Below are 21,025 nucleotides of genomic sequence, written 5' to 3'. Positions count from 1 at the left end.
AAAATTTAAATTACAATAAAACAACCTACAATACTACAATAACATCACTCCTACTGCATCCACACAAGTTGCTTGACTTCGTTATAGAACTCCTCAGTTGCCTTGTCTCTCAATCCTATAACCTCTTTTAAAAGTTTATGTGTGGATTCACTATCTGACTTATCTCTGAATGTAATATAGCGACTATAACAATAGGCTCTATTGCGACTCATGCCATAGGTCTCCTTCAACACAATCAATGGACTGACAGCCTCAAGTACCTCCTGCTCTGTGTCATTTACAATATGTGGATTTAACTCTGTCATAAAGACATTTGCATACTCCAATGCTCTGTTATAAGAAATGCCACTTGATTTACTGATCTGCTGTAAGCTATTTCTTACTGCTTCTCCCAATTCCATTGGAGTCATCATTCCATCGCCGAATTCTTCATTGAATTTTCCACTATCCTCTAACTGTAGTAATCTTGAAACTTCATCTCTAATCATTGTTCTCTCCTCCTAAATTTTATTGTAGAAATTAGTAATGTAACAGTATCTACACATTCCAACCCTTCAACGGAAAACAATTCATATCTCACTCGCCTTAAAGACTATACCATAAAAAAATATCTAATGCAAATTTTTACTAATAACTTCTCAACTCATTAGACTTATGATATATATTTCACTCTGGTACGATTCTAATGGTAAGTCCACATTCCTTGCCATTTTAGGTAAAGAACTTTACATTCCACCCTTGTGTCAAGTATTGGATAGATATTTTTTCAAATTTCCAATCCATTTTTTACTTCTATTTTAACTTCAACACCGGATTTTTCAAGAGATTTTTGATAAGGTCTGTATAAATCATCTGATCGACCACTTCCGTTATGCTTGTGATTCTTTGTCCTGCATCTTTGGAAGACGCTCCGCAATGATAGATTCGCTGATGTTCGGTATTCCAGTCGATGAAAATGTATCTGTCATGAAACTCTCCACCGGATCTTTGGAATCTTATCTTTCTAAACGGATATTCCCTACAGAAATCCTGATATTCAAGGGTACAGTCCAATTACCAACTATCCAATCACTGCCGGAATGGATAGTTGGAACATTAGTGATAACGGTGTCTTGGTTAACAATTGCTCTTTCATGTTTTGTTTCATTTTAACCATCTCCTTCACACTAATTAGCAATCTTCCAAACAGTTGCTTTATTTTTCATATTGATCAATGTTTTATACAAACCGCCTTGCTTTATTAGTTCTTCATGATTTCCTCGTTGTTCTATTTTTCCGTTATTTAAAACTAAAATCTGATCGGCGTTTCGTATGGTAGAAAGCCTGTGAGCAATCATAATAATGGTTTTGTTCTTTGTCAGTTCTTCAATAGCAGCCTTTAGCTTATCTTCATTTTCCGGATCAATATTTGCTGTGGCTTCGTCAAAAATGACAATCGGGGCATCTTTCAACATAGCTCTGGCAATAGAAATCCTCTGCTTTTCTCCACCGGAAAGAGTGGCTCCACCTTCACCAATCAATGTATCGTACCCATTCGGCAAGGCTTCTATAAAATCATGGCACATCGCCTTTTTAGCAGCTTCTATGACTTCTTCTCTTGTAGCACTTGGCACACCGAACTTGATATTATTTTCAATCGTATCTTCAAAGAGATAGACACTCTGAAATACCATAGCGATATGACTCATCAGATGGGGCAGAGTATACTCTTTGATGTTCTTCCCACCTATTAAGATTTCTCCTGTATTCACATCCCAAAATCTTGCAATCAGATTGCAAAAAGTCGTCTTTCCGCTTCCGGATGGACCGACAATGGCAGTAATGGTATTTTTCTTCATCTCACAGGAAATATGATCTAAAATCGTCTTTTCATCATAAGCGAAAGAAACATCTTTAAATTCAATATTAGGGTGACGGATTGGACTTGTTTCCTGTCCTTCTTTTATTTCAGGAATCTGTTCCAAATATTTCAAGCTGTCAATGGAGTTTTCCGCAATTCTCAGTATTGCCATAGAACTTCCTGCCGCCTTGATTCCCTCAAAGATAATAAAACCGGCAATCATCGACATAATGGCATCTGCCAAAATCATATTTCCCTCCATGTAATACTTGGCAGATAAAATAATAATAGCGGCAATACTGATTCCAAGGACAATTCTCTGCAAGGCGATATATGGAGTCATAGTTTTTTCAAGTTTCATTGTAATATTACAGTTTTCTTCAAATGCATTGCTAAGTTCTTTATTATTTTTGCCGCCTAAATTGTATGATTTAATCACCTGCATTCCCTGTACGGTTTCCAGTACCTGTTTTGTCAAATGCGTTTGAGCGATGCCAATTTCACTTGCATTTTCTCTTGACTTTTTCTCCATAAAATAAGTGATAATAAAAAATGCAAGGATTCCTAAAACTGCGGTGATTCCCACCATTATATGCAAATAAAACAAGGCTAAGGCAAAAACAAAAGTATTGAGTAATCCGCCTAAAACAAGCACAAGCAACATCGGTACCTGCATTTCAATCTGGCTGAGAGTGGTTGTACTCATTGTTGTAATCTTTCCTAAGCTGAATTCACTGAAAAATCCCATCGGTACTTTTTTCAGCTTGTTTCCAATACGAATTCTTTTATCTGCTGCCATAAAATATCCGGCATGCGTTTGTTCCAGCTGAGAAACATATTGCGTGATAATCTTTCCGACTAAGCTGACAAGAAGAATCCCTAAGACAACGGCTATATCCTTCACGGAAAGAGTTTCGTCAAATATTTTAACAAGAACATAATACACACCGCCCATTTGCATTGCGTTAAACGCCGCACAAAGGAAGCCGACAATAATGGACTTTCGTATATTCGATTGTTCCTTTTCCGCAAAGTTCCATATTTTCTTAAATACTGTAATCATAACGCTCCTCCTTTCCCGCAGCTTTCCACAAAGAGGAATAGACTTTTGATGTTTCTAAAAGCTCCTCATGCTTTCCACAGCTTTCAATCTTCCCGTTTTCGACCACAAATATTTTATCTGCATTAACAACAGTTCTAAGCCTATGTGCAATTAAAATCAATGTTTTTCCTTTCACCAAATTGCTGATGGCTTCCTGAACGATGCTCTCATTTTCGGTATCCATATAGGAGGTTGCTTCATCTAAAATGACGATTGGTGCATCTTTCAGCATGGCTCTTGCGATAGAAATTCTTTGCTTTTCTCCTCCGGACAAATGCCCTCCGCCTTCACCCGCAACCGTATCATAGCCATTTGATAGTCCTCTAATAAATTCATCACAGCCGGATAATTTTGCTATTTCTTCTACTTCTTTATCACTTGCCGATGGCTTTCCGATTCTTATATTTTCTCTGACAGACATATCGAATAGATAGTTATCCTGCGATACATAAGAGATGGTTTCGGATAACTGTTCCAGCGGAATCTCTTTGATGTTTTTTCCTCCAATACTTACTTCTCCGGCATCTGCATTCCAAAAACCTGCAATCAGTTTTGTAATGGTCGATTTTCCGCCTCCTGACGGACCGACAAATGCCGTTACCTGATTTTCTCCAATAGATAAGCTGACTCCTTCTAATATCTTCTTATCTTCCACGTAGGAAAAATCTACATTTTTCAGTTCAATAGCACTACCGGATAACGAAACATTCACTTTACCATGCTCAAGATCAGGGGCATCCAAAATCAATCCGATTTCCTTTGTAATCGTCCCTATTCTGGACAGATCGTCCATATAATTGGTCGCCGTCAATATATTTTCCACCGTTCCAAAGGAAAGTACAATGATGGTTATAAAGGTCGCTATTGTTAAAGAGCCATTTAAATAAAAATAAATTCCTAACGGCAGGATTGTGAGCAGGGACATAGGTGAAATTTTTCTGTATGCAGACACACCAATCATCGTTTCTTTCATCCAATGATAATAAAATGCCGCATTTTCATGGACTGCTTCACTGTATTTCTGATAGGAGGCTTCGCTTTGATTGAACATCTTGATGACCTCAATTCCTCCGATATATTCCACCACTGCGTTATTCATTTTCTGATTGATTTCCACCGATTGCTGATACTTTTTCCCATAAGATGCCATCACCGATTTCATACAGAACATTCCAATCACAAGAGGAATCAGGGAAACAAGTGCCAATCTCCAATCCAAAATAAACATATAGATCAGCAAAAGAATCGGACCGATGATATTGGCAGTCATTTCAGGAATAATATGTGCTAAGGTTGTTTCCATGGAATCGACCTGATCCACAATAATATTCTTGAGCTTACCGGAAGAAATATTCATAACCTTTCCAAGGGGCATCCGAAACAGTTTTTTAGAAATTTCTTCCCTTATCTTTTTTAAGGAATAAAACGTTGCCTGATGCGATATGGAGGTGGAAGCCGCCGCAAAGATTTCTTTCAAGACCATTGCGGCTAATACCATAAGACCGTATTGCAAATAAAATCCGAATTCTGTGTTTTTTCCAATCAGTCCTACAATCATTTTTGCTAATATGATATATGCGGCAAGACCGGATACCACTCCTAAAACTGCCAATAGAACAGATTGAATGTAAGTGTTCTTCTGTTCTTTTACATACTGTTTGATTAAATTCATAATTTAAATCCTCCTCTTATACCAAAAATTTTTATCTTATGGGCGCAAATAAGAAATCCGATATTTTACCTTCATTTCCTTTTACAGGTAGCTTTTTATAAGATTTGTCATCCAGCATCAACACCGTATTGCACACCTCAAAGAGAAGTTCTAAATCATGGGTAATAATGACCACCGGTCTCTTGGCGGCATATTTTCTTATCATAGCTCCTATTTCTTTCATTCTCTTATAATCAAGCCCTGAAGTCGGCTCGTCCAATATAATGATTTTCCTTTCACTTAAAAAGGCAGTGGCAAGTGCAAGCCTTTGCTTTTGCCCACCGGAAAGTTCTTGCGGATGATCCATTTTTTTATCCCACAAATCAATCGCCCTAATGTAGGAGGTGACTTCTTTCAGATATTCACTATCTTTCACTTTATTCTTAGGGATCAGTTCATTTTCCACCGTATCAAAGAAAATTTGATAATCCACATCCTGCATCATATAGTATGATTGCTTCAATCTTTCTTTCGTCGTTTTTCCATAGCTTATTTTCCCTTTATTTTTAATTAGTCCCGCCAAAGTTCTTCCTAATGTTGTTTTCCCGATTCCATTTTTCCCGATGATTGCCATGATTTCTCCATAGTGAAGATCAAAGGAAAGATTCTTTATGAGTTCCTGTTTCCCGATATTGATACTTAAATCCACGATACTCGCAGCCTTCTCTTGTTCCGCACCCAAGTTTTGTGCTTTCAGGGACCTATAACTGATTGCTCGCAATCCATATTTTTTGCAGTCATTCTCTGTGAGTTCTCCTTGAAAAAACACCCTTTCGATCGTCCCGTCTTTCATATAGATTAAGCGGTCATATAAATCATTTAAAAAGAACAATCGATGTTCTGCAACAAGGATTGTTTTTCCCATCGCTCTTAAACTGCGAACAATATCTCTAAACTGAGCAATCCCTTGATAATCCAAATTGGAGGAAGGTTCGTCAAAGAAAATAATTTTGGTATCATATAGCAAAGTGGAAGTAATTGCTACTTTTTGCTTTTGTCCTCCGGAAAGTTCGGAAAGTTTCTTGTCCATCAAGTCGCTAATTCCCATTTTTTCAAAGGCTTCTTTTGTTTTTTGTTTTAATTCCTCAATGGGCATTCCTAAGTTTTCTCCAACAAAGGCGACTTCTTCTTCCGCAATGGTAGCAAAAAACTGATCCGATGGATTTTGAAATACATTGCCGATATATTTTGCAAGCTCACCTTTTTCGTAGTCCAGCAAATTTTTATTGAATAAATTTACTTCCCCGTCTAAATCACCCTCATAGTGATTGGGAATTAAGCCATTTAATATTCTTGTTAAGGTCGTTTTTCCACATCCTGAAAGCCCTGTTATAACAATCAATTCACCCGGCTCAACGCTTAAACTTAAATTTTTTAAGATAATCTCTTTGCTGTTTTTATACTTAAATTTGTTGATTTTGACATCTAAAATATTCATTAATATTCTCCCATTTTTATAGAACTCTCCATACTAAATAAAAAGAAATGCACAAACAAATTAGATCAAAGATATTATATTTAGTTGAAGTGTAACTTGTTTTTTCCGTGTTGTATTCTGCACCTTTTGAAATAATGGAAGATGTTAAAGTTTCGCTTACATGAAGACATTTATACATCAATGGAATAAGATAAAGTTCAAATGAACGGACAGGATGTAATAGGCTTATTTTTAAGCCTCTTACTTTCATACCGTTTCGTATTTCTTTAAGCCTTATATTCATTTCACCCATAAATCTAAGTCCCGTAGCAACACTTAGATTAAAATTATTGGGAATTCCGATTTTCCTTAAGGAACTCATTATAGTAAGTGGCGATAAAGAAATCAGTATCCTGCCTAAAGTAAAAACAGGAAAAAGCTTTATTCCAATTAAAAGTAAGCCTATAAAAGACGCCACTCCAAGTCCATAAGGAAGTTTCTCTAATAAGTGCAAGAGTAGTATGAGAAACAAATACTTTGTAGACATGTTAAGAAATACTTTTTTTGAATGCGTTAGCAATAAAACAAACGAAACCGCCAGCATAATATAATAGCCAAACTTATCGGTAATAAAAAGCGTGATAGAGAATGAAACAATAAGAATAAACAAAACTATACTATTAGCTATGCAAGTCTCTTTTATTGTGTTTTTTTGCATTAAAGTATCCCTTTCTCTTTTCTTTTTTCAAAAAATTTATTATTGATATGCATTCCGAACATGCCGGCCACAATAACTAAAACGATATTTATAGCAATCGAAATCAACATTGCTTTAGGTGTAAAAAATGTGTACATATATTGAGCTTGCTCCGGAGAAAAAACAGTAAATACTTCCACTAATTTTTCAGGGCCTAAAATTTTTACAAAAGTCATAGCATGCATTGAAATGATAAACATTCCAGTCGCCACTGCCGCTGCAACTCGTTTATCATCTTCATAACTTCCTATGATAATTTCGGCCACAATACCTGCTATTAAATTTATAATAAGCATCGGCCAATATCCCATTAACGACCAGAAAATAGCCAGCAACATGAAAAATATAAATGCTGAAGTTTTTTTCTTAATCTTTTTTGCCATTACAACAAATGGCGGTGCAATTACAAGTGCAGAAAATCCACTTGCAACATAAAGAGAAATGGTTCCCAACATTCCTGTTCCCATTGATACAGCCATACCTAAAACAAAAGCGATAACTGTAAATACAGTGATTTGAATAATGTCTTTTAATTTCATAATGAACTTCCCTCCTAAATTCCAGTTCTTTATTTATTAGTTTCAACTAACCATGATGAAAAAATTAAGGCACTGGTGCACCAGTGCCTTATATCACCATTCATGTTAAATATACCTGCAATGTTAGAAGTTCTCTATAACCAATTGGGTATTTTTTAACTCCAAAAAGACAAATTACTCTCATTTAAATTCACTTGGAGTTTTACCCATAATACTTTTAAACGCCTTTGAAAACTTGCTTTGATTTTCATAACCGGTCATCTCGGCAAGTTTCCCTATACTTAAGTATGGTTTTTTATTCAAAAGAATTGCTGCTTCTTTTATTCTGTTTTCCCTCATAAAAGCACCTATCGATTGCCCCGAAATACATTGAAAGCAATTCTTAAGACTTGATTCGGAAACCGCAAACTTTTTCGCTAAATCTTTTATCTTCAGCCATTCAAAAGGATTTTCTATAATCATTTTATAACACTCTTGAGTTGCTCTGTATACCGGTTCGGAAAATGATGAAAACTGTTCTGTATCTTTTGATTCTATCAAGCTTAAAAACAAAAGTAACTCTATCGTTTTTATAATAGAGTATGGAAGCTTTACTCTTTCATCTACCTCATAAAGTTCGTTGATAATATGATTTATTCCTTCACGAGAACGTATAATCAAAGATGCTCCATTTTTACACAGTCTATCTCGTAATCTGCTCAGATTGATGTCTCCATATGGGAAATATTTATCAACTGATTTTTGAGCCACATTTATATCAATAAAAAGTGAAAGTCCAACATATTTCTTCATAGGGATACACGAATTTTTAAATGAAACTTTACCAAGATCAACAATACTTAAATCTCCTCTCCCTAAAAAAGCATGCTCGTTATTTTCTAAAATAAATTCATAACAACCTTCTAAACAATGATCAATCTGTAACATACCCTCCTTAGGCTCTATCTTTTGATAAGTAGTTTGCATATTCAAAGTATTGTAAGAGAGTTGAATTCCTTCCAAAAGATTATAGCAGCGCATTTCACCCGTTCCTGTATCATTGTTTAAGCAATATATTTGTATATCCTTTGTCTGCTTTTTTTCTGTAAAAAAGAGTTTATCATAAGCATTTTCAATAACATTGTTTTCATTTAACTCCATTTCTTTTCTCACCTCATTTTTTCTCATATTTAAATATTATACCATATGATTATAATTTTCTCTTTCTACAATTAAGAAAAATTGGTATAATTTAAGTAATATTAGTGTGAAAGAAAGTAGAGGTAAGCCGTAAACCGGCGCACTTAAATAAGCTGTCTTAAGTAGGCAACTTATTTGAGGATATAGATTTAGTAGATTGATCAAGAAGCTAAAGGTTCATCAGGAGGAAGCAGTCCTTCCTTTTGTAAAAGTTTTTTGGCTTGCTTGATAGCCTTAGCCTTCTGTTTTTCAGCTAAAGGTGCAGGCATATCGATTTTGTAAAGATCGCTTGGATTCCATACCTCTCCGGTAGACAGCATCCGGTAGATGGCTATAAGAATCATACGGGCAATGGCAATAACAGCTCTTTTCTTGCCACGGCGTTTAACAAGGGATTCATATTTCGTTTTGTAGTAAGGAGACTTGTCAGATTTCACGGCTGCATGAGCACACTGTACTAATGCAGGTTTGAGGTAGACACCGGCACGTGTAATACGGACAGATTTCTTCTTACCGGCAGATTCATTGTTGCTGGGGGTAAGACCTGCCCAACAACATAAGCGTTTAGAATTACAAAACTGAGACATATCAATACCAATTTCGGAGATGATAGTAATTGCACTATCACGTTTGCCACCCGGAATGGTAGTTAGTAACCGGATAGCTTTATCATAATCAGGATCGGAAGAAATCAAAGATTCAATCTGTTTATCTATATCATTGATTTCAGCTGTGATATAATCCATATGTGCGCGAATTAGGCGCATACGATATTTCTGGGCATCAGTCATCTGATATCCTTCGATAGATTCAATCACAGCGTCTTCTTTGGATTTGAGGCTCTTAAGAAGTTTTGAAGCGATTTCTTCATGGTTAATCGTAGTACCTGATTGTTCAAGCAGATAATCGATAATGGATGAGGATGACTTCCCAAAGATATCGGATACAACAGAATCTAATGCGATATTACAAACAGTAAGAGCATTCTGATATCTATTCTTTTCACTTGAACGGCAAGAAACAAGCTTGTAACGATATCTTGTGTATTCTCTAAGAATACGGATCAACCTACAAGGAATGTAGCTGCTTTTCACAAGTCCCAGTCGGAATAAGTCTCCAATCCATTTAGAATCTTTTGTATCGTCCTTGTTACCCTTAACAGCTTTAACCCATTTGGGATTAGCAATGGTAACGTTGATTTGATCTTCGAGAAGATTAAAGACAGGAACCCAGTATTTACCTGTGGATTCCATACAGACATCATGGCATTTATTTTCAAGAAGCCACGATTTAAAGTCTAAAATAGAATTGTTGAAGGTAGAGAATCGCTTCTTTTGATAAGAAGGTTCAATACCGGCGGTAGTTTTGATGATTGTGGCAACAAGAAAAGATTTGTGAACATCGACACCACAACAGGTTTGATAAGTAACTTTCATAGTGTAACTCCTTTCGCAAAAGATAAGAAGCCATTGACTGAACTGCCACACAATAAAACAAAGAGCTTTAACAATTCTTAGTGTACGGATTCATGATACCACTTATTTGTGCTTGAAAAGACAGAACTTACACTGATTTTTATGCTGTCTAAAACAGAGAAAGTTTTTACAACTTTACCTCCCGTGCTTTGTAGTATAGCTTCTTGTTATATATTTTAAATCACAGAGTTGAGATGTAAAACACTTTCATTACTATTTGTGCCGCGGCTTGCCCGCGGAATGGAGATTTCTATATGCTTAATGTTGCTCTTCTACTAACAGTATAAGAGCAAGCACAGTAAGTGTACGGACACTTACGGAAAAATTGATGAAGCAGCCCTTTGGGAACTGCTTCTTTTTTTATCAATTTTTAGCTTGTTAGGGAGACCCTAAAACCCCGAAATACATCTAAAATCAACCCTTCATCTTGCTATTGACTATATTGTTAATGGAGATAAAACAGATGAACAGCTTTCAGTCAATACGCATAAATGCCATCAGACAACTGCTCATACTCAGTTTTTACGAACAAGAGTGGAGGAGGGAACTAATGGAACTGTCCTTGCAAGACATCTGATTCAATCTTTTTTACCAGGAGAAACAACGCCTGAAATGGCACATCGAATCGGTCTTGAAATAGTGCTACCGCAATCCCACTAGCTTTAGATGGTGGGTTAAGGTAGCAAAAAATAGATATTTGTGATACAATAACTAGCGTTATGGGAGTATGGAAATCAAAGAATAGACACAAATATTTATTACAGTATCATATTATTTTTGTATGTAAGTATAGAAAAAAGCTTTTAGTATCAAAAGAAATATCAGATTATATAAAACAATTTTCTTATGAGATATGCACAAAGAGTAATATAATCATAAAATATATGGAAACAGGCAAAGACCATATACACTATATGATAGAAACTGAGCCTACAATATCCATAAGTAAAGTGGTTAATCTAATTAAGAGCTATACAACATATCATATATGGAAAAAGCATACAGAATATCTTAAGAATCATTTTTGGAAAGAACATACATTTTGGACGGATGGATATTTTGCTTGTAGCGTAGGCAATGTTTCTGAAGAAATGTTAAAGCAATATATAGAAAATCAAGGGTAGAAAGGCGGGTAAGCTTAATGTTAAAGGCATATAGATATCGGATTTATCCAAACAAAGAGCAAGAAATACAGTTAGCAAAGACATTTGGCTGTTGTCGTTTTGTATATAATCAAACCCTTGCGTACAGAAAAGATGCTTATGAAAAAGAAAAAAAGTCTGTCAGTAAAACAGATTGTAATAATTATTGCAATAGAGAGCTGAAAAAAGCTTATGAATGGCTAAAAGAAGTAGATAAATTTGCTTTAACAAATGCAATTTATAATATGGACAGTGCTTATCAAAAGTTTTTCAAAGAACATGCAGGTTATCCAAAGTTTAAGAGTAAGCACAGTAATCGTAAATCATATACAACCAATTTTACAAATGGGAATATAACTGTAGATTTTGATAGAGGAAGAATAAAGCTGCCAAAATTAAAAAGGGTAAAAATAAAATTACATAGAAAATTTTCAGGTCGGATAAAAACAGCAACTATATCTAAGGTACCAAGCGGCAAGTACTATGTGTCTGTTCTTGTAGAAACTGAACATAGTCCACTTGTAAAGACAAACGGACAAATAGGATTGGATTTAGGGATAAAAGATTTATGTATCACATCAGATGGGAAGAAATATGAAAATCCGAAGACAATTAAAAAATATGAGAAAAAGCTTACAAGATTACAAAGACAATTAGCAAATAAAACAAAGGGGAGTAGGAACTATCAGAAAAAAAGGAAACAAATAGCACTATGCCATGAGAAAATAGCTAATACAAGAAAAGATTATCTGCATAAGATTTCAAGCGAAATTATAAACGAAAACCAAGTGATAGTTTCAGAAAACTTACAGATAAAAAATATGGTGAAAAATCATAATTTAGCGAAAACTATAAGCGATGTATCGTGGTATGAGCTGACAAGACAACTGGAATATAAGTCAAAATGGAATGGTAGAAATTATATTAAGATAGATACATTTTATGCAAGTAGCCAGCTATGTTTTAGTTGTGGATATAAAAATACAAATGTAAAAGATCTAAAAGTAAGAGATTGGATGTGTCCTTTCTGCAATACAAAACACGATAGAGATATCAATGCGGCAAAAAATATATTGGCAGAAGGATTAAGACAAGTAGTATAAGAAAAAACAATAGGGCAGGGACTGCCCAAATTAACGCCTGTGGAGATAGTAGGTTGCGAGGTCAGCGAAGCAGGAAGCCCATAGGCTTTAGACTATGGGTAGTTCACTTATGTAAAAAGATACTCAAAGATGAGTATGAGTTTGTGTTATCGACGCACATAGATAAAGGGCATATCCATAATCATATCATCTTCAATAATGTAAATATGGCAGTCGAACAAGAAAAGCTATCATAAGATCCGTTACCAGAGTGATAAGCTCTGCAAGGAAAATAACCTTTCCGTCATCGATGAACACTACGAAAGCTTTAAGAAAAAATACAAGACAAGCGGAAAGTCTTGGTATGAAAATGAGCAGGCAAAGAAAGGGACTTCTTGGAAAAGTAGGCTTCAATTTGACATTGACCGCATAATAAAGCAATCACAGGATTGGGATGAATTTCTAAAGAAAATGGCTGAGCTTGGCTATGAAATCAAACATGGCAAACACATCGCTTTTAAGCCGAAAGATAAAACGAAATTTACAAGATCGAAGACAATTGGCGAAGATTATACGGAAGAACGGTTAAAAGAACGCATAGCAGAAAGAGAAACGATTAAGACTCCTCCTGTTAAAAAATGCATTGGAACTATCATTGATATGAAGACCAATGCCAAGGTCAAAGAGAGCAAAGGTTATGAATACTGGGCAACGAAACATAATCTGAATACCATGGCAGAATCTGTTATTTTCATCAGAGAACATGGCATTAAATCCGTTCAGCAGCTTGATGAGTACATTCAAAGAATGGCTGATGAAAGACAACATCTGCAAGATAAAATCAAAGCGATTGATAAAAAAATGGAACAGTTATCCGCTACAATGGAGCAAGTTCATACCGTCAAAAAATATCGAGGATATTACAAAGAATATCGCTCTAATCCATCTGATAAGGCATTCTTTGAAGAATACAAAACTCATATTACCCTCTATGAAAATGCTCTTTCCGAGCTTAAAAAGTCTTATTCCAAACTTCCAAATTCAAAGGATATTTTAGACAGACTTGATAAATTACAAGAAAAAAAGAATACCCTGATGAAAGAGTATTCTTCCTCAAAATCCACAATGGACGAACTTTACAAAATACGCAAAAACTACGGAATCTACATGGGTAAGGAGATGGAGAGATAATCTTTATCTCCTTTTTTTGAGCAACAAAAAAAGAGCCGGTGCAGCCCTAAAGACCACACCAACCATAAGACTATTTAGTATCATCATTCACATTTAATACAGTACCTATTTCTTCATAGATTGATATAGTATCTAAGAAATCAACATCTTTAGTATACGGGTTATTCTGTGTGTATTTTTTCCATAGTTCTTTTGGTGTTTCACTTTCCCGGAACAACTCTACTATTTCCTTGTACTGTAAAGCTGTTTCAAAAGAACCTCTATATTTACTCGTTCTTTCTATTGCTTTTCTTAATATGCCTTTATCAATTTTATCTTTATAAATGCTGTATATCATATACAAATCATAGAAATCCCTTGCTCTTGTTGTGGTAATATTTCTGCTTGAAATGGTTTCAAATTTTTCAGCGAGTATAGTTTCTATGGTATAGGTCATAATTGGTATTGTACCTTCCTCTAAGATTTTTGAATAGGAATAATTCATTTCTCTTGGAGTAATAACATCTCCTGTCGTTATATCTATATTTAAGGTTGCATTTATTTTCCCAAAAATGCAGGATATGCTTGCACAAAAATCTTCATACACATCTTCCTGTCTTATTGGCGATAATTTAATCAGCTTATATTCAATATCTGCGTCAATTTCAATCACTAATATTTCATTTAAGATTTTTGTTATAGAAACTTCATTTAGCGGAATGCCTCTAATCGTGATATCCATATCCATTGTACTACGCATATCAACACCGATAAAAGAGGAGATAAGAAGTCCTCCTTTTAATATAAAATTCTCACTATATTTTGATTTGGAGAGTTTTTCAAGTATTCCTTCAAACAAGCACATCTGAAGTAGAGAGTTCGGATTAACTCCCATTTTCTTAGATATGTTCCTAATCGCTCCTTTTATCTGTTCCGATGTTTTCATAATAGCACCTCCGTATATCGTTTTAAAGCTTGCTCCATATTCATCTTAATAGCATATTTCGACAGTTTTAATAAATTTTTCTCCTTACCTGCAAAGTAAGATTTTATTGCTTCGCTAAATACTTGTGCATCTATTCTGTCCTTATCTTTGATAATATCAAGTATGGTTCTTTCTTTGTCATACACTGATATTTCTCTGCCAAAAGGACTGGTTATAGTTATTTTCCCAATATCATAATAATCTTTTTTTACATACTTAAAAATAATATTATCTCTTGCCGACTTAACTCTGCTGACATTATCTCCTACCTTTACAGTCATCACATAAACAAGGGGCATTCGTGTTGATAATCCTTGTAAATATGCCGCTGTTTCGTGAGAAAAAATACCTTTGGGTATTCTGTATGAGAAATAAAGATACTCATCAATATTCTCATCCGGAAGTGCATAGAGTCCGTTGGCTATTTTTTCAAGTTCTTCTTTTATGGTTAATTCTTTTAGGATATCCTTATGAATACCAAGATTTAAGGCTTCTCTGGTAGTTATAATCCCATTATTTTCTTTTATTTTTTTTAGCAGCAGTTCCCGTTTACTCATTTCTATCACCGCCTTTTCGTTCTTAAATTATAATATTTATAAGAATAAAAGTCAATATTTAGAAAAAAAAGAGCCGGTGCAATCCGAAGACCGCACCGACCATAAATTTATCTCTCTGTTTCTTTTGGCTTTTCTTTACTTTCTTTAGGTTTTTCCTTATCTTCTGCCTGATATTTCTTGATAGCTCCAAGGACGGATTCTTTCTTTTCCTTCTGTCCTTTCATCTGTTCTTTTGCCTTTAAGAGCTTTGAGGAGAATATCCTTACATTGCTGTGTTCCTTGCCGTTATCATCAATGGATGTTCTGATTTGTCCGAATAACTTTACGAAATCTCCCTGTTTAAAGTCCTTTGGAAGTTCACTCTTTTCTCCATAAGCGGAGCAATTATGATATACCTTATTACCCTCATCATCTTTGGAAACTACGGAGAAATTTGCCACCTTAAAGCCTTCTCCGTTCTTATTTTCTATTTCGATTACATCTACATTGCCTACAACATTTCCGACGATATTTACAAGGTCACTCTGGTACGATTCTAATTGCCATTGAAGCGTCAGCTATTCAAGCTGTAGAGACCTTTACATTCCACTCTGGTACGATTCTAATTATGTAATTTCTGACTCTTCGTTTGATTCATCCAACTTTACATTCCACTCTGGTACGATTCTAATTCTCATTACAAACCAAAAGATATTGCTGAATTCTTCTTTACATTCCACTCTGGTACGATTCTAATTTTAAACGCCCTTGAAGCCACTTTACGACAGCAAGCTTTACATTCCACTCTGGTACAATTCTAATATCCATATAGCTTAATGCTTAAAACGGCTAAAAACTTTACATTCCACTCTGGTACGATTCTAATACCCAATTTGTCAAGCCAAAATGATGCCTCTTTTGCCTTTACATTCCACTCTGGTACGATTCTAATTGTTGGCGGAAAGAATGTCAGCTTTGATGGATATGACTTTACATTCCACTCTGGTACGATTCTAATTGAAAGGGCTTTAAATAACCGTGAAGCCACTTTACTTTACATTCCACTCTGGTACGATTCTAATAAAAAAATTGTGGAATTAACAGGAATTGATGAGTCTCTTTACATTCCACTCTGGTACGATTCTAATAATGGATGCCAGACCTGACAAGCCTTGTATTTTGATCTTTACATTCCACTCTGGTACGATTCTAATTTTGACAAAGATACTTTTACGGTCACTTTGTATGAAGCTTTACATTCCACTCTGGTACGATTCTAACCAGAGTAACCACTTTTTACTACTCTTTCCGTGCCTTCTTTACATTCCACTCTGGTACGATTCTAACCTTTACTACAAGAGGAAATGTGTCTCTTTTATCTTGCTTTACATTCCACTCTGGTACGATTCTAACGTAGACCGCATTTTCACTTATATGTGATACCTGAGACTTTACATTCCACTCTGGTACGATTCTAACAAGATGCCGTTATCGTAAGACCTTTAATATTACAGTCTTTACATTCCACTCTGGTACGATTCTAACGATAAAGCAGATGTAAGCAATTTAAAAGCTGAAATACTTTACATTCCACTCTGGTACGATTCTAATGTGGGGCTTGCCCCACTTTATATTGTGTTATGTGATGCTTTACATTCCACTCTGGTACGATTCTAATGAAGTAGATCAAGTATGGGCAGAGGCATATATGTATCTTTACATTCCACTCTGGTACGATTCTAATTTCCAGCACGACAAAGAAAGAATCTTAAAAGTTCTCTTTACATTCCACTCTGGTACGATTCTAACCCGGCCCTTATTCTACTACAGAAATACACTATTTTCAAGTACTGTTCTGTCGACCTCAAATTTCATTCTATATTTCGCTAGCATGAAATTGTAAACTTGCAAATATTTCTCACTTTTTCCCAAATATACGCCCTTTGTCGACCCCCTACTATTTTAGCACTTTCTATAGTCGACAATCAAATAAATAGCGGGTCATCTTGTTCCATCCCCATCACATCTTTATCTAACCATCGTTGATCTCTGCTCTTAAAAATAACCACAGAATCTGTACTTTCATCAATCTCTCCTTCGATATCCTTCTTCAACTTATATAAGTTTGCTTCTGTAATCTCTCCCTCAAAAACAGATTTTTGAATATGAATCAAATTTTGCTTACACAATTTAAATACTCGATTCCATCTTTTCTGACCATTTCCTTCTGTGCTAATATCATATACTAAAATTACATACATACTCTAAATTCCTTACCACCACATCACAAATGGATTATATTCCTTTTCGCCATACAAATGTTTGATTAATTTGTAGCACTCTAAGCGCATCAAATAGCGATAACTAACTTCTCGCTCTAAATCCTTATGCTGAATGGTTTGCTTCAAACGCTTATCATATTCTGCCAGTATGATTTTTGATCCCATTTCAGACAAATGCAAATAATTTAAATCTTTGGTAAAATGTTTCTCTTGAATTTGATTTCTATTCAAGAGAGAAAAAACTAATCTGTCTGCTATTAATGGCTTGAATATCTCGGCAATATCTAAACTCAACGAAAACCTACTAGTACCCGGTTCGTGCAAATAACTAATTGTCGGATTTAGCTGTGTTTTATAAATTTCTCCTAGTACTGTCGTATATACCAGCGAATTGAGATAAGAAATCAAAGTGTTAATCATGTTATCGGGTGGACGCCTCACTCGTGTCTGAAAATCTATCTCTTGATTGATAATTGTATTCCATTCTCTGTAATAGAGCTTATGAATATTTCCCTCCACGCCCATTAATTCTGGAATGCTCATTGCCTCATTAATTTGTCGGAGCAAATACTCAATCTCATCCATAGTTTTCTTGACTTCTTTACCTCGTCCATTGTAATACCTCAAGTTTCTATATATATTGTTTCCTGCTGCCTTCACAAATTTCTTTGCAATCTCCAGACGCTTTTGGGCATCTATATAATGTTCAACCTGCTGTACCAATAATTTCCCTGCCACTTTATTTTCCTTAGGCACCAAGCTCGCCACATAAAAACTATAGTAATTAAAAAAATGAGCTATTATATTATTCTGTGCTAAAAAAGTAATTAATTTTGTGTTGAATGTATTCTCTCCAAAAAAATAAATTTCTGAGATACTATTGATGGGCATATCCCTTTTTGTTCCATCTATGCTTGTAAATCTTATCGTGTTATCTTTCCTACTCAATTCTCCATTTTGATAAATATATAAACTATTCTTCATCCACACTCCCCCATCACCCTATTTACAACTTACACAAATCAAAATATGCACATTTTTTGCAAATCCTACCTTGTTGTCCTTCTGGAACAGTCGGACTTGAAATAATCCTTGCAATGTCTCTTAATATTTCTATTATCTGTGCCTCATCACTTTCTGATAGCAAAATCTCCTCTGTCTTTTTGATTAAGGGATAATCGAGCTTTGCTAAAACATCAACTACACCTCTATTTTTTAAATAGTACAAATAATACTTTACCTGCCATATGGATGCCTGCTCAACTTTTCTACTCTTCTTAATTTCATGAATGACTCCTGCATTTTCAATAAAGTCAATATTAATCTCTTCATTGATCATAATATGCTTTCTCTCTGACTGGTAACTTGTCTCATCAATTACTTTTCCCATATGCACAAGTTCACTTTCTTCCTCCATCTCAAGACCATTGCCGAACAACCATAATTTTTTCTTGCAAACAAAGTAATAATAGACCATCAATCCTGTGATTTTCTCATCTACCATTGTAAAAGACCACTCTCCTCATTTTCTCTCAACAATCCAATATTCTTGTCATAAGAAGCATTGATCAAATAGAATTTTTCATAGCCAAATTGCAATGGAGACTGAAACTGAATATACATTTTATAACTCATATCCACAGTCAAGGTATATTGATTGAGCTGATTTTGAAGTTGAAGCATCTTGAACTTATTTTCTTCTCTGTTTTGCTTATCTTGAATAATCATTTCCATATCATCTCTAATTTTTGCAAACTCTTCCGACTTCTCCAAATAGATTTTCGTTGGAATCACGGAAATAGAAGTAATATTTCGAAACGATTTCGTTGCCTCATCTAGTGTCAACTGACCTGTTCTTAAACTTTCTAATCCCCGATAAGCATCTTCAAACTCTCTTATATAGGATGAATCTGGATATCTTTCCTCATATTCTTTCAATTTATCCAGCGTAAAATATGTGGAAATCATCCTGTTTTTATCCTTTTCTGACATCATCCCATCTATACGGCCATCACTCCAATTATGCAAAGCTGTCTTACTCAGTTCAAAAAGAGATTCAAAGATCAATCCCTTCTTTATGTATGAATTTTTTTCTGAAGATTTTCGATACAACGCTCTTGGTATCACTGTATAGACAAACACATTTTCTGCATCTATAGACTTCTTTCCCTTTCGATTACAGCGCCCCAATCTCTGAAACAATCCGCTCAAATCAGAAAGCTCTGTAAATAAAACATCAAAATCAATATCTAAGCTTGCTTCGACAACTTGAGTTGCTACCCATATCACTTTCTTTTTACAAGCTGTCGCTCCATCATTTAGAATTTCTTCTTCTTTTAAATTTCTGTCTTGTACTGTAAAGCGAGAATGCAATACTTTAACTACAATATCATCCCCTATATTTTCTCTTAGTTCTTTGTAGATTCTTTGTGCTGTGCGAACGGTATTGACAACCACTAATATTTTTAAACTTTCTCTACCTCTATTCACATCAATAAACTCAAAAATATCTTCTGTCGCTATCTCTCGATCACACAACTGCACATGATGTCTAATCTCCTCTTTCAAAAACTCTTTTTCAACGATCGACTTTCCCATATACTTTTCCAGCCAACTCTTGATAAATGGAGGAAGCGTAGCTGTTGTAAGAATAAACTTCCCTCCAACTTTATCAATCCATTGTAAACTATAAATCAATGTGGCCAAAATATCTGGAGAATAGGCTTGGATCTCATCAATAATTATCTTAGAATAACTGCAAGTCGCCAGCATTAATTCATAGGCAGGATATTTAAATGCAAAGCGAAAAATTTGATCCGGTGTCGTAATGGTCACAGGAAGTGCCATGGATTTTGTCGTTCCATAATAATTCCAAAATTCTTGTTGTTCTTTTTCTCCAACTTTTTGAACTTTCTCTTCTAAGTTTTTAAAATAGACACTCCTTGCTTCACTATGCAAAAGTCCCAAATGAGAAGAATAATCCATTGGATAAAAGTCTCTCTTCACTCGCTCATACATTGCATTAATCGCACTCCTCAGAGGCAATACATAAAATCCCTTTTGATTTCCAAGCCACATCAATGAAGCTTCTGTCTTTCCCAATCCCGTTGAACCAATTAAAATCAAATGCCTATCTCTATTGTCCCTTGCAAATTTTTGCATATCATTGGGAATATACTCTTTTCTATCCCAATATCTTTCCATTCGTTGATCCAAGTCTACATTGGGAATCTCAATGACTTCATGTGCACTTGCACTATAGTCACACTTATGCAAAAATCCTTTAATTAATTGACTATCAATATCTTCTTCCAACTTCTTTAAAGCATTGGCTTCTCTCCCGCCAATGCTTTTAGATAAATCTTTGTCTCTACTTGATTGTGGCAAAATAGTGCAAGGAACCGTCTCTAAATTTTCTTTTATTAGTAACTGTTTATCTTCAAGTTCACCAAAATTATCCACATAATGATGATGATTTAAGATAGCATAGATGACCTTTCGCATCTGCTCTTTGTCTACATCCTGTAACAATGCTTTCGCTAAAATTGCAGATAAAATATTGTGCCCTACTTCCTTTGTTGCATCAAATTTTTTATGTGCATTCAAGCGATTTTGAAATAGGGCATTGATTTTTCCCACATCATGATACAAGCAGCTAAGTTCCACAAGCCATAAATTTTTGATATCCGAAAACTTTGAAAGCTCACCTAAGCATTCTAAGAGCTCTGCTGTATGCTCATACAAGGTCTCATCTTCCTTGGCCAAATAATTTTTATAATACTCTGGAATCTCTAACTGCTTGCTCATC

At 35.0% G+C, this 21,025-nt stretch carries 17 protein-coding genes, 2 pseudogenes and 1 CRISPR repeat array; of the genes and pseudogenes, 4 read left to right on the top strand and 15 right to left on the bottom strand.

Features of this window, described 5'->3' with window-relative positions; genetic code table 11:
- Nucleotides 1-50: 50 nt before the first annotated feature.
- The 8 genes from J5A74_06295 to J5A74_06260 all read right to left on the bottom strand — a co-directional run bounded on the left by J5A74_06295 (nucleotide 51) and on the right by J5A74_06260 (nucleotide 9,981).
- On the bottom strand, nucleotides 51-488 hold the full coding sequence (locus tag J5A74_06295) for a hypothetical protein (GenBank protein QUI95036.1): 438 nt from the start codon (nucleotides 486-488) through the stop codon (nucleotides 51-53).
- 678 nt (nucleotides 489-1,166) lie between these two features.
- The gene (locus tag J5A74_06290) at nucleotides 1,167-2,903 is read right to left on the bottom strand and encodes an ABC transporter ATP-binding protein (protein ID QUI95035.1); all 1,737 of its coding nucleotides are present in this window, start codon (nucleotides 2,901-2,903) and stop codon (nucleotides 1,167-1,169) included.
- Nucleotides 2,887-4,614, bottom strand: a complete 1,728-nt coding sequence (locus J5A74_06285; GenBank protein ID QUI95034.1) for an ABC transporter ATP-binding protein — start codon at nucleotides 4,612-4,614, stop codon at nucleotides 2,887-2,889. Before J5A74_06285 ends, J5A74_06290 begins: the two co-directional genes overlap by 17 nt.
- A 31-nt stretch (nucleotides 4,615-4,645) precedes the next feature.
- Nucleotides 4,646-6,091: an ABC transporter ATP-binding protein gene (locus J5A74_06280; GenBank protein QUI95033.1), complete on the bottom strand. Its 1,446-nt coding sequence runs from the start codon at nucleotides 6,089-6,091 to the stop codon at nucleotides 4,646-4,648.
- Between the two features lie 16 nt (nucleotides 6,092-6,107).
- Nucleotides 6,108-6,788 carry an energy-coupling factor transporter transmembrane protein EcfT gene (locus tag J5A74_06275; GenBank protein QUI95032.1) on the bottom strand — a complete coding sequence of 227 codons (681 nt, stop codon included), beginning with the start codon at nucleotides 6,786-6,788 and terminating at the stop codon, nucleotides 6,108-6,110.
- Nucleotides 6,788-7,366 carry an MptD family putative ECF transporter S component gene (locus tag J5A74_06270; protein QUI95031.1) on the bottom strand — a complete coding sequence of 193 codons (579 nt, stop codon included), beginning with the start codon at nucleotides 7,364-7,366 and terminating at the stop codon, nucleotides 6,788-6,790. The genes J5A74_06275 and J5A74_06270 overlap by 1 nt, the downstream gene beginning before the upstream one ends.
- A 180-nt stretch (nucleotides 7,367-7,546) precedes the next feature.
- On the bottom strand, nucleotides 7,547-8,506 hold the full coding sequence (locus J5A74_06265; protein QUI96838.1) for a helix-turn-helix transcriptional regulator: 960 nt from the start codon (nucleotides 8,504-8,506) through the stop codon (nucleotides 7,547-7,549).
- A gap of 200 nt (nucleotides 8,507-8,706) precedes the next feature.
- Nucleotides 8,707-9,981 (bottom strand): IS110 family transposase, encoded by a 1,275-nt coding sequence (locus J5A74_06260; GenBank protein ID QUI95030.1) that lies wholly within the window; start codon nucleotides 9,979-9,981, stop codon nucleotides 8,707-8,709.
- Between the two features lie 441 nt (nucleotides 9,982-10,422).
- Between J5A74_06260 and J5A74_06255 the strand changes: the two are divergent.
- The 4 genes and pseudogenes from J5A74_06255 (at nucleotide 10,423) to J5A74_06240 (ending at nucleotide 13,435) form a co-directional block, all read left to right on the top strand.
- A pseudogene (locus tag J5A74_06255) lies at nucleotides 10,423-10,659 on the top strand (relaxase/mobilization nuclease domain-containing protein).
- A gap of 80 nt (nucleotides 10,660-10,739) precedes the next feature.
- Nucleotides 10,740-11,144 (top strand): IS200/IS605 family transposase, encoded by a 405-nt coding sequence (gene tnpA / locus J5A74_06250; protein ID QUI95029.1) that lies wholly within the window; start codon nucleotides 10,740-10,742, stop codon nucleotides 11,142-11,144.
- Between the two features lie 17 nt (nucleotides 11,145-11,161).
- Nucleotides 11,162-12,265, top strand: a complete 1,104-nt coding sequence (gene tnpB, locus J5A74_06245) for an IS200/IS605 family element transposase accessory protein TnpB (protein QUI95028.1) — start codon at nucleotides 11,162-11,164, stop codon at nucleotides 12,263-12,265.
- Nucleotides 12,266-12,366: 101 nt separating this feature from the next.
- A pseudogene (locus tag J5A74_06240) lies at nucleotides 12,367-13,435 on the top strand (relaxase/mobilization nuclease domain-containing protein).
- A 70-nt stretch (nucleotides 13,436-13,505) separates the two neighbouring features.
- On the opposite strand, the gene J5A74_06235 reads toward J5A74_06240, so the two are convergent.
- The 7 genes from J5A74_06235 to cas3 all read right to left on the bottom strand — a co-directional run bounded on the left by J5A74_06235 (nucleotide 13,506) and on the right by cas3 (nucleotide 21,024).
- Complete coding sequence (locus J5A74_06235; protein QUI95027.1) at nucleotides 13,506-14,360, bottom strand: nucleotidyl transferase AbiEii/AbiGii toxin family protein; 855 nt, start codon at nucleotides 14,358-14,360, stop codon at nucleotides 13,506-13,508.
- Complete coding sequence (locus tag J5A74_06230; GenBank protein ID QUI95026.1) at nucleotides 14,357-14,956, bottom strand: abortive infection protein; 600 nt, start codon at nucleotides 14,954-14,956, stop codon at nucleotides 14,357-14,359. The genes J5A74_06235 and J5A74_06230 overlap by 4 nt, the downstream gene beginning before the upstream one ends.
- A gap of 107 nt (nucleotides 14,957-15,063) precedes the next feature.
- On the bottom strand, nucleotides 15,064-15,396 hold the full coding sequence (locus J5A74_06225; protein ID QUI95025.1) for a single-stranded DNA-binding protein: 333 nt from the start codon (nucleotides 15,394-15,396) through the stop codon (nucleotides 15,064-15,066).
- Between the two features lie 70 nt (nucleotides 15,397-15,466).
- Nucleotides 15,467-16,743: a CRISPR direct-repeat array (repeat unit 29 nt; unit sequence CTTTACATTCCACTCTGGTACGATTCTAA).
- A 177-nt stretch (nucleotides 16,744-16,920) separates the two neighbouring features.
- Nucleotides 16,921-17,196, bottom strand: coding sequence for a CRISPR-associated endonuclease Cas2 (gene cas2, locus J5A74_06220; GenBank protein ID QUI95024.1), 276 nt, complete (start codon nucleotides 17,194-17,196; stop codon nucleotides 16,921-16,923).
- A gap of 12 nt (nucleotides 17,197-17,208) precedes the next feature.
- Nucleotides 17,209-18,201, bottom strand: coding sequence for a type I-B CRISPR-associated endonuclease Cas1 (gene cas1b / locus J5A74_06215; protein ID QUI95023.1), 993 nt, complete (start codon nucleotides 18,199-18,201; stop codon nucleotides 17,209-17,211).
- Between the two features lie 22 nt (nucleotides 18,202-18,223).
- A complete protein-coding gene (locus J5A74_06210; protein QUI95022.1) occupies nucleotides 18,224-18,721 on the bottom strand; it encodes a CRISPR-associated protein Cas4 in 498 nt (165 codons plus the stop codon).
- Entirely contained in the window at nucleotides 18,715-21,024 is a 2,310-nt protein-coding gene (gene cas3 / locus J5A74_06205; GenBank protein ID QUI95021.1) for a CRISPR-associated helicase Cas3', read from the bottom strand. The genes J5A74_06210 and cas3 overlap by 7 nt, the downstream gene beginning before the upstream one ends.
- Nucleotide 21,025 lies beyond the last annotated feature (1 nt).

The sequence above is a fragment of the Lachnospiraceae bacterium oral taxon 096 genome (genome assembly GCA_018141845.1).
Classification (GTDB): Bacteria; Bacillota; Clostridia; order Lachnospirales; family Lachnospiraceae; genus F0428.
This window is presented reverse-complemented; position numbering and strand designations above follow the sequence as displayed.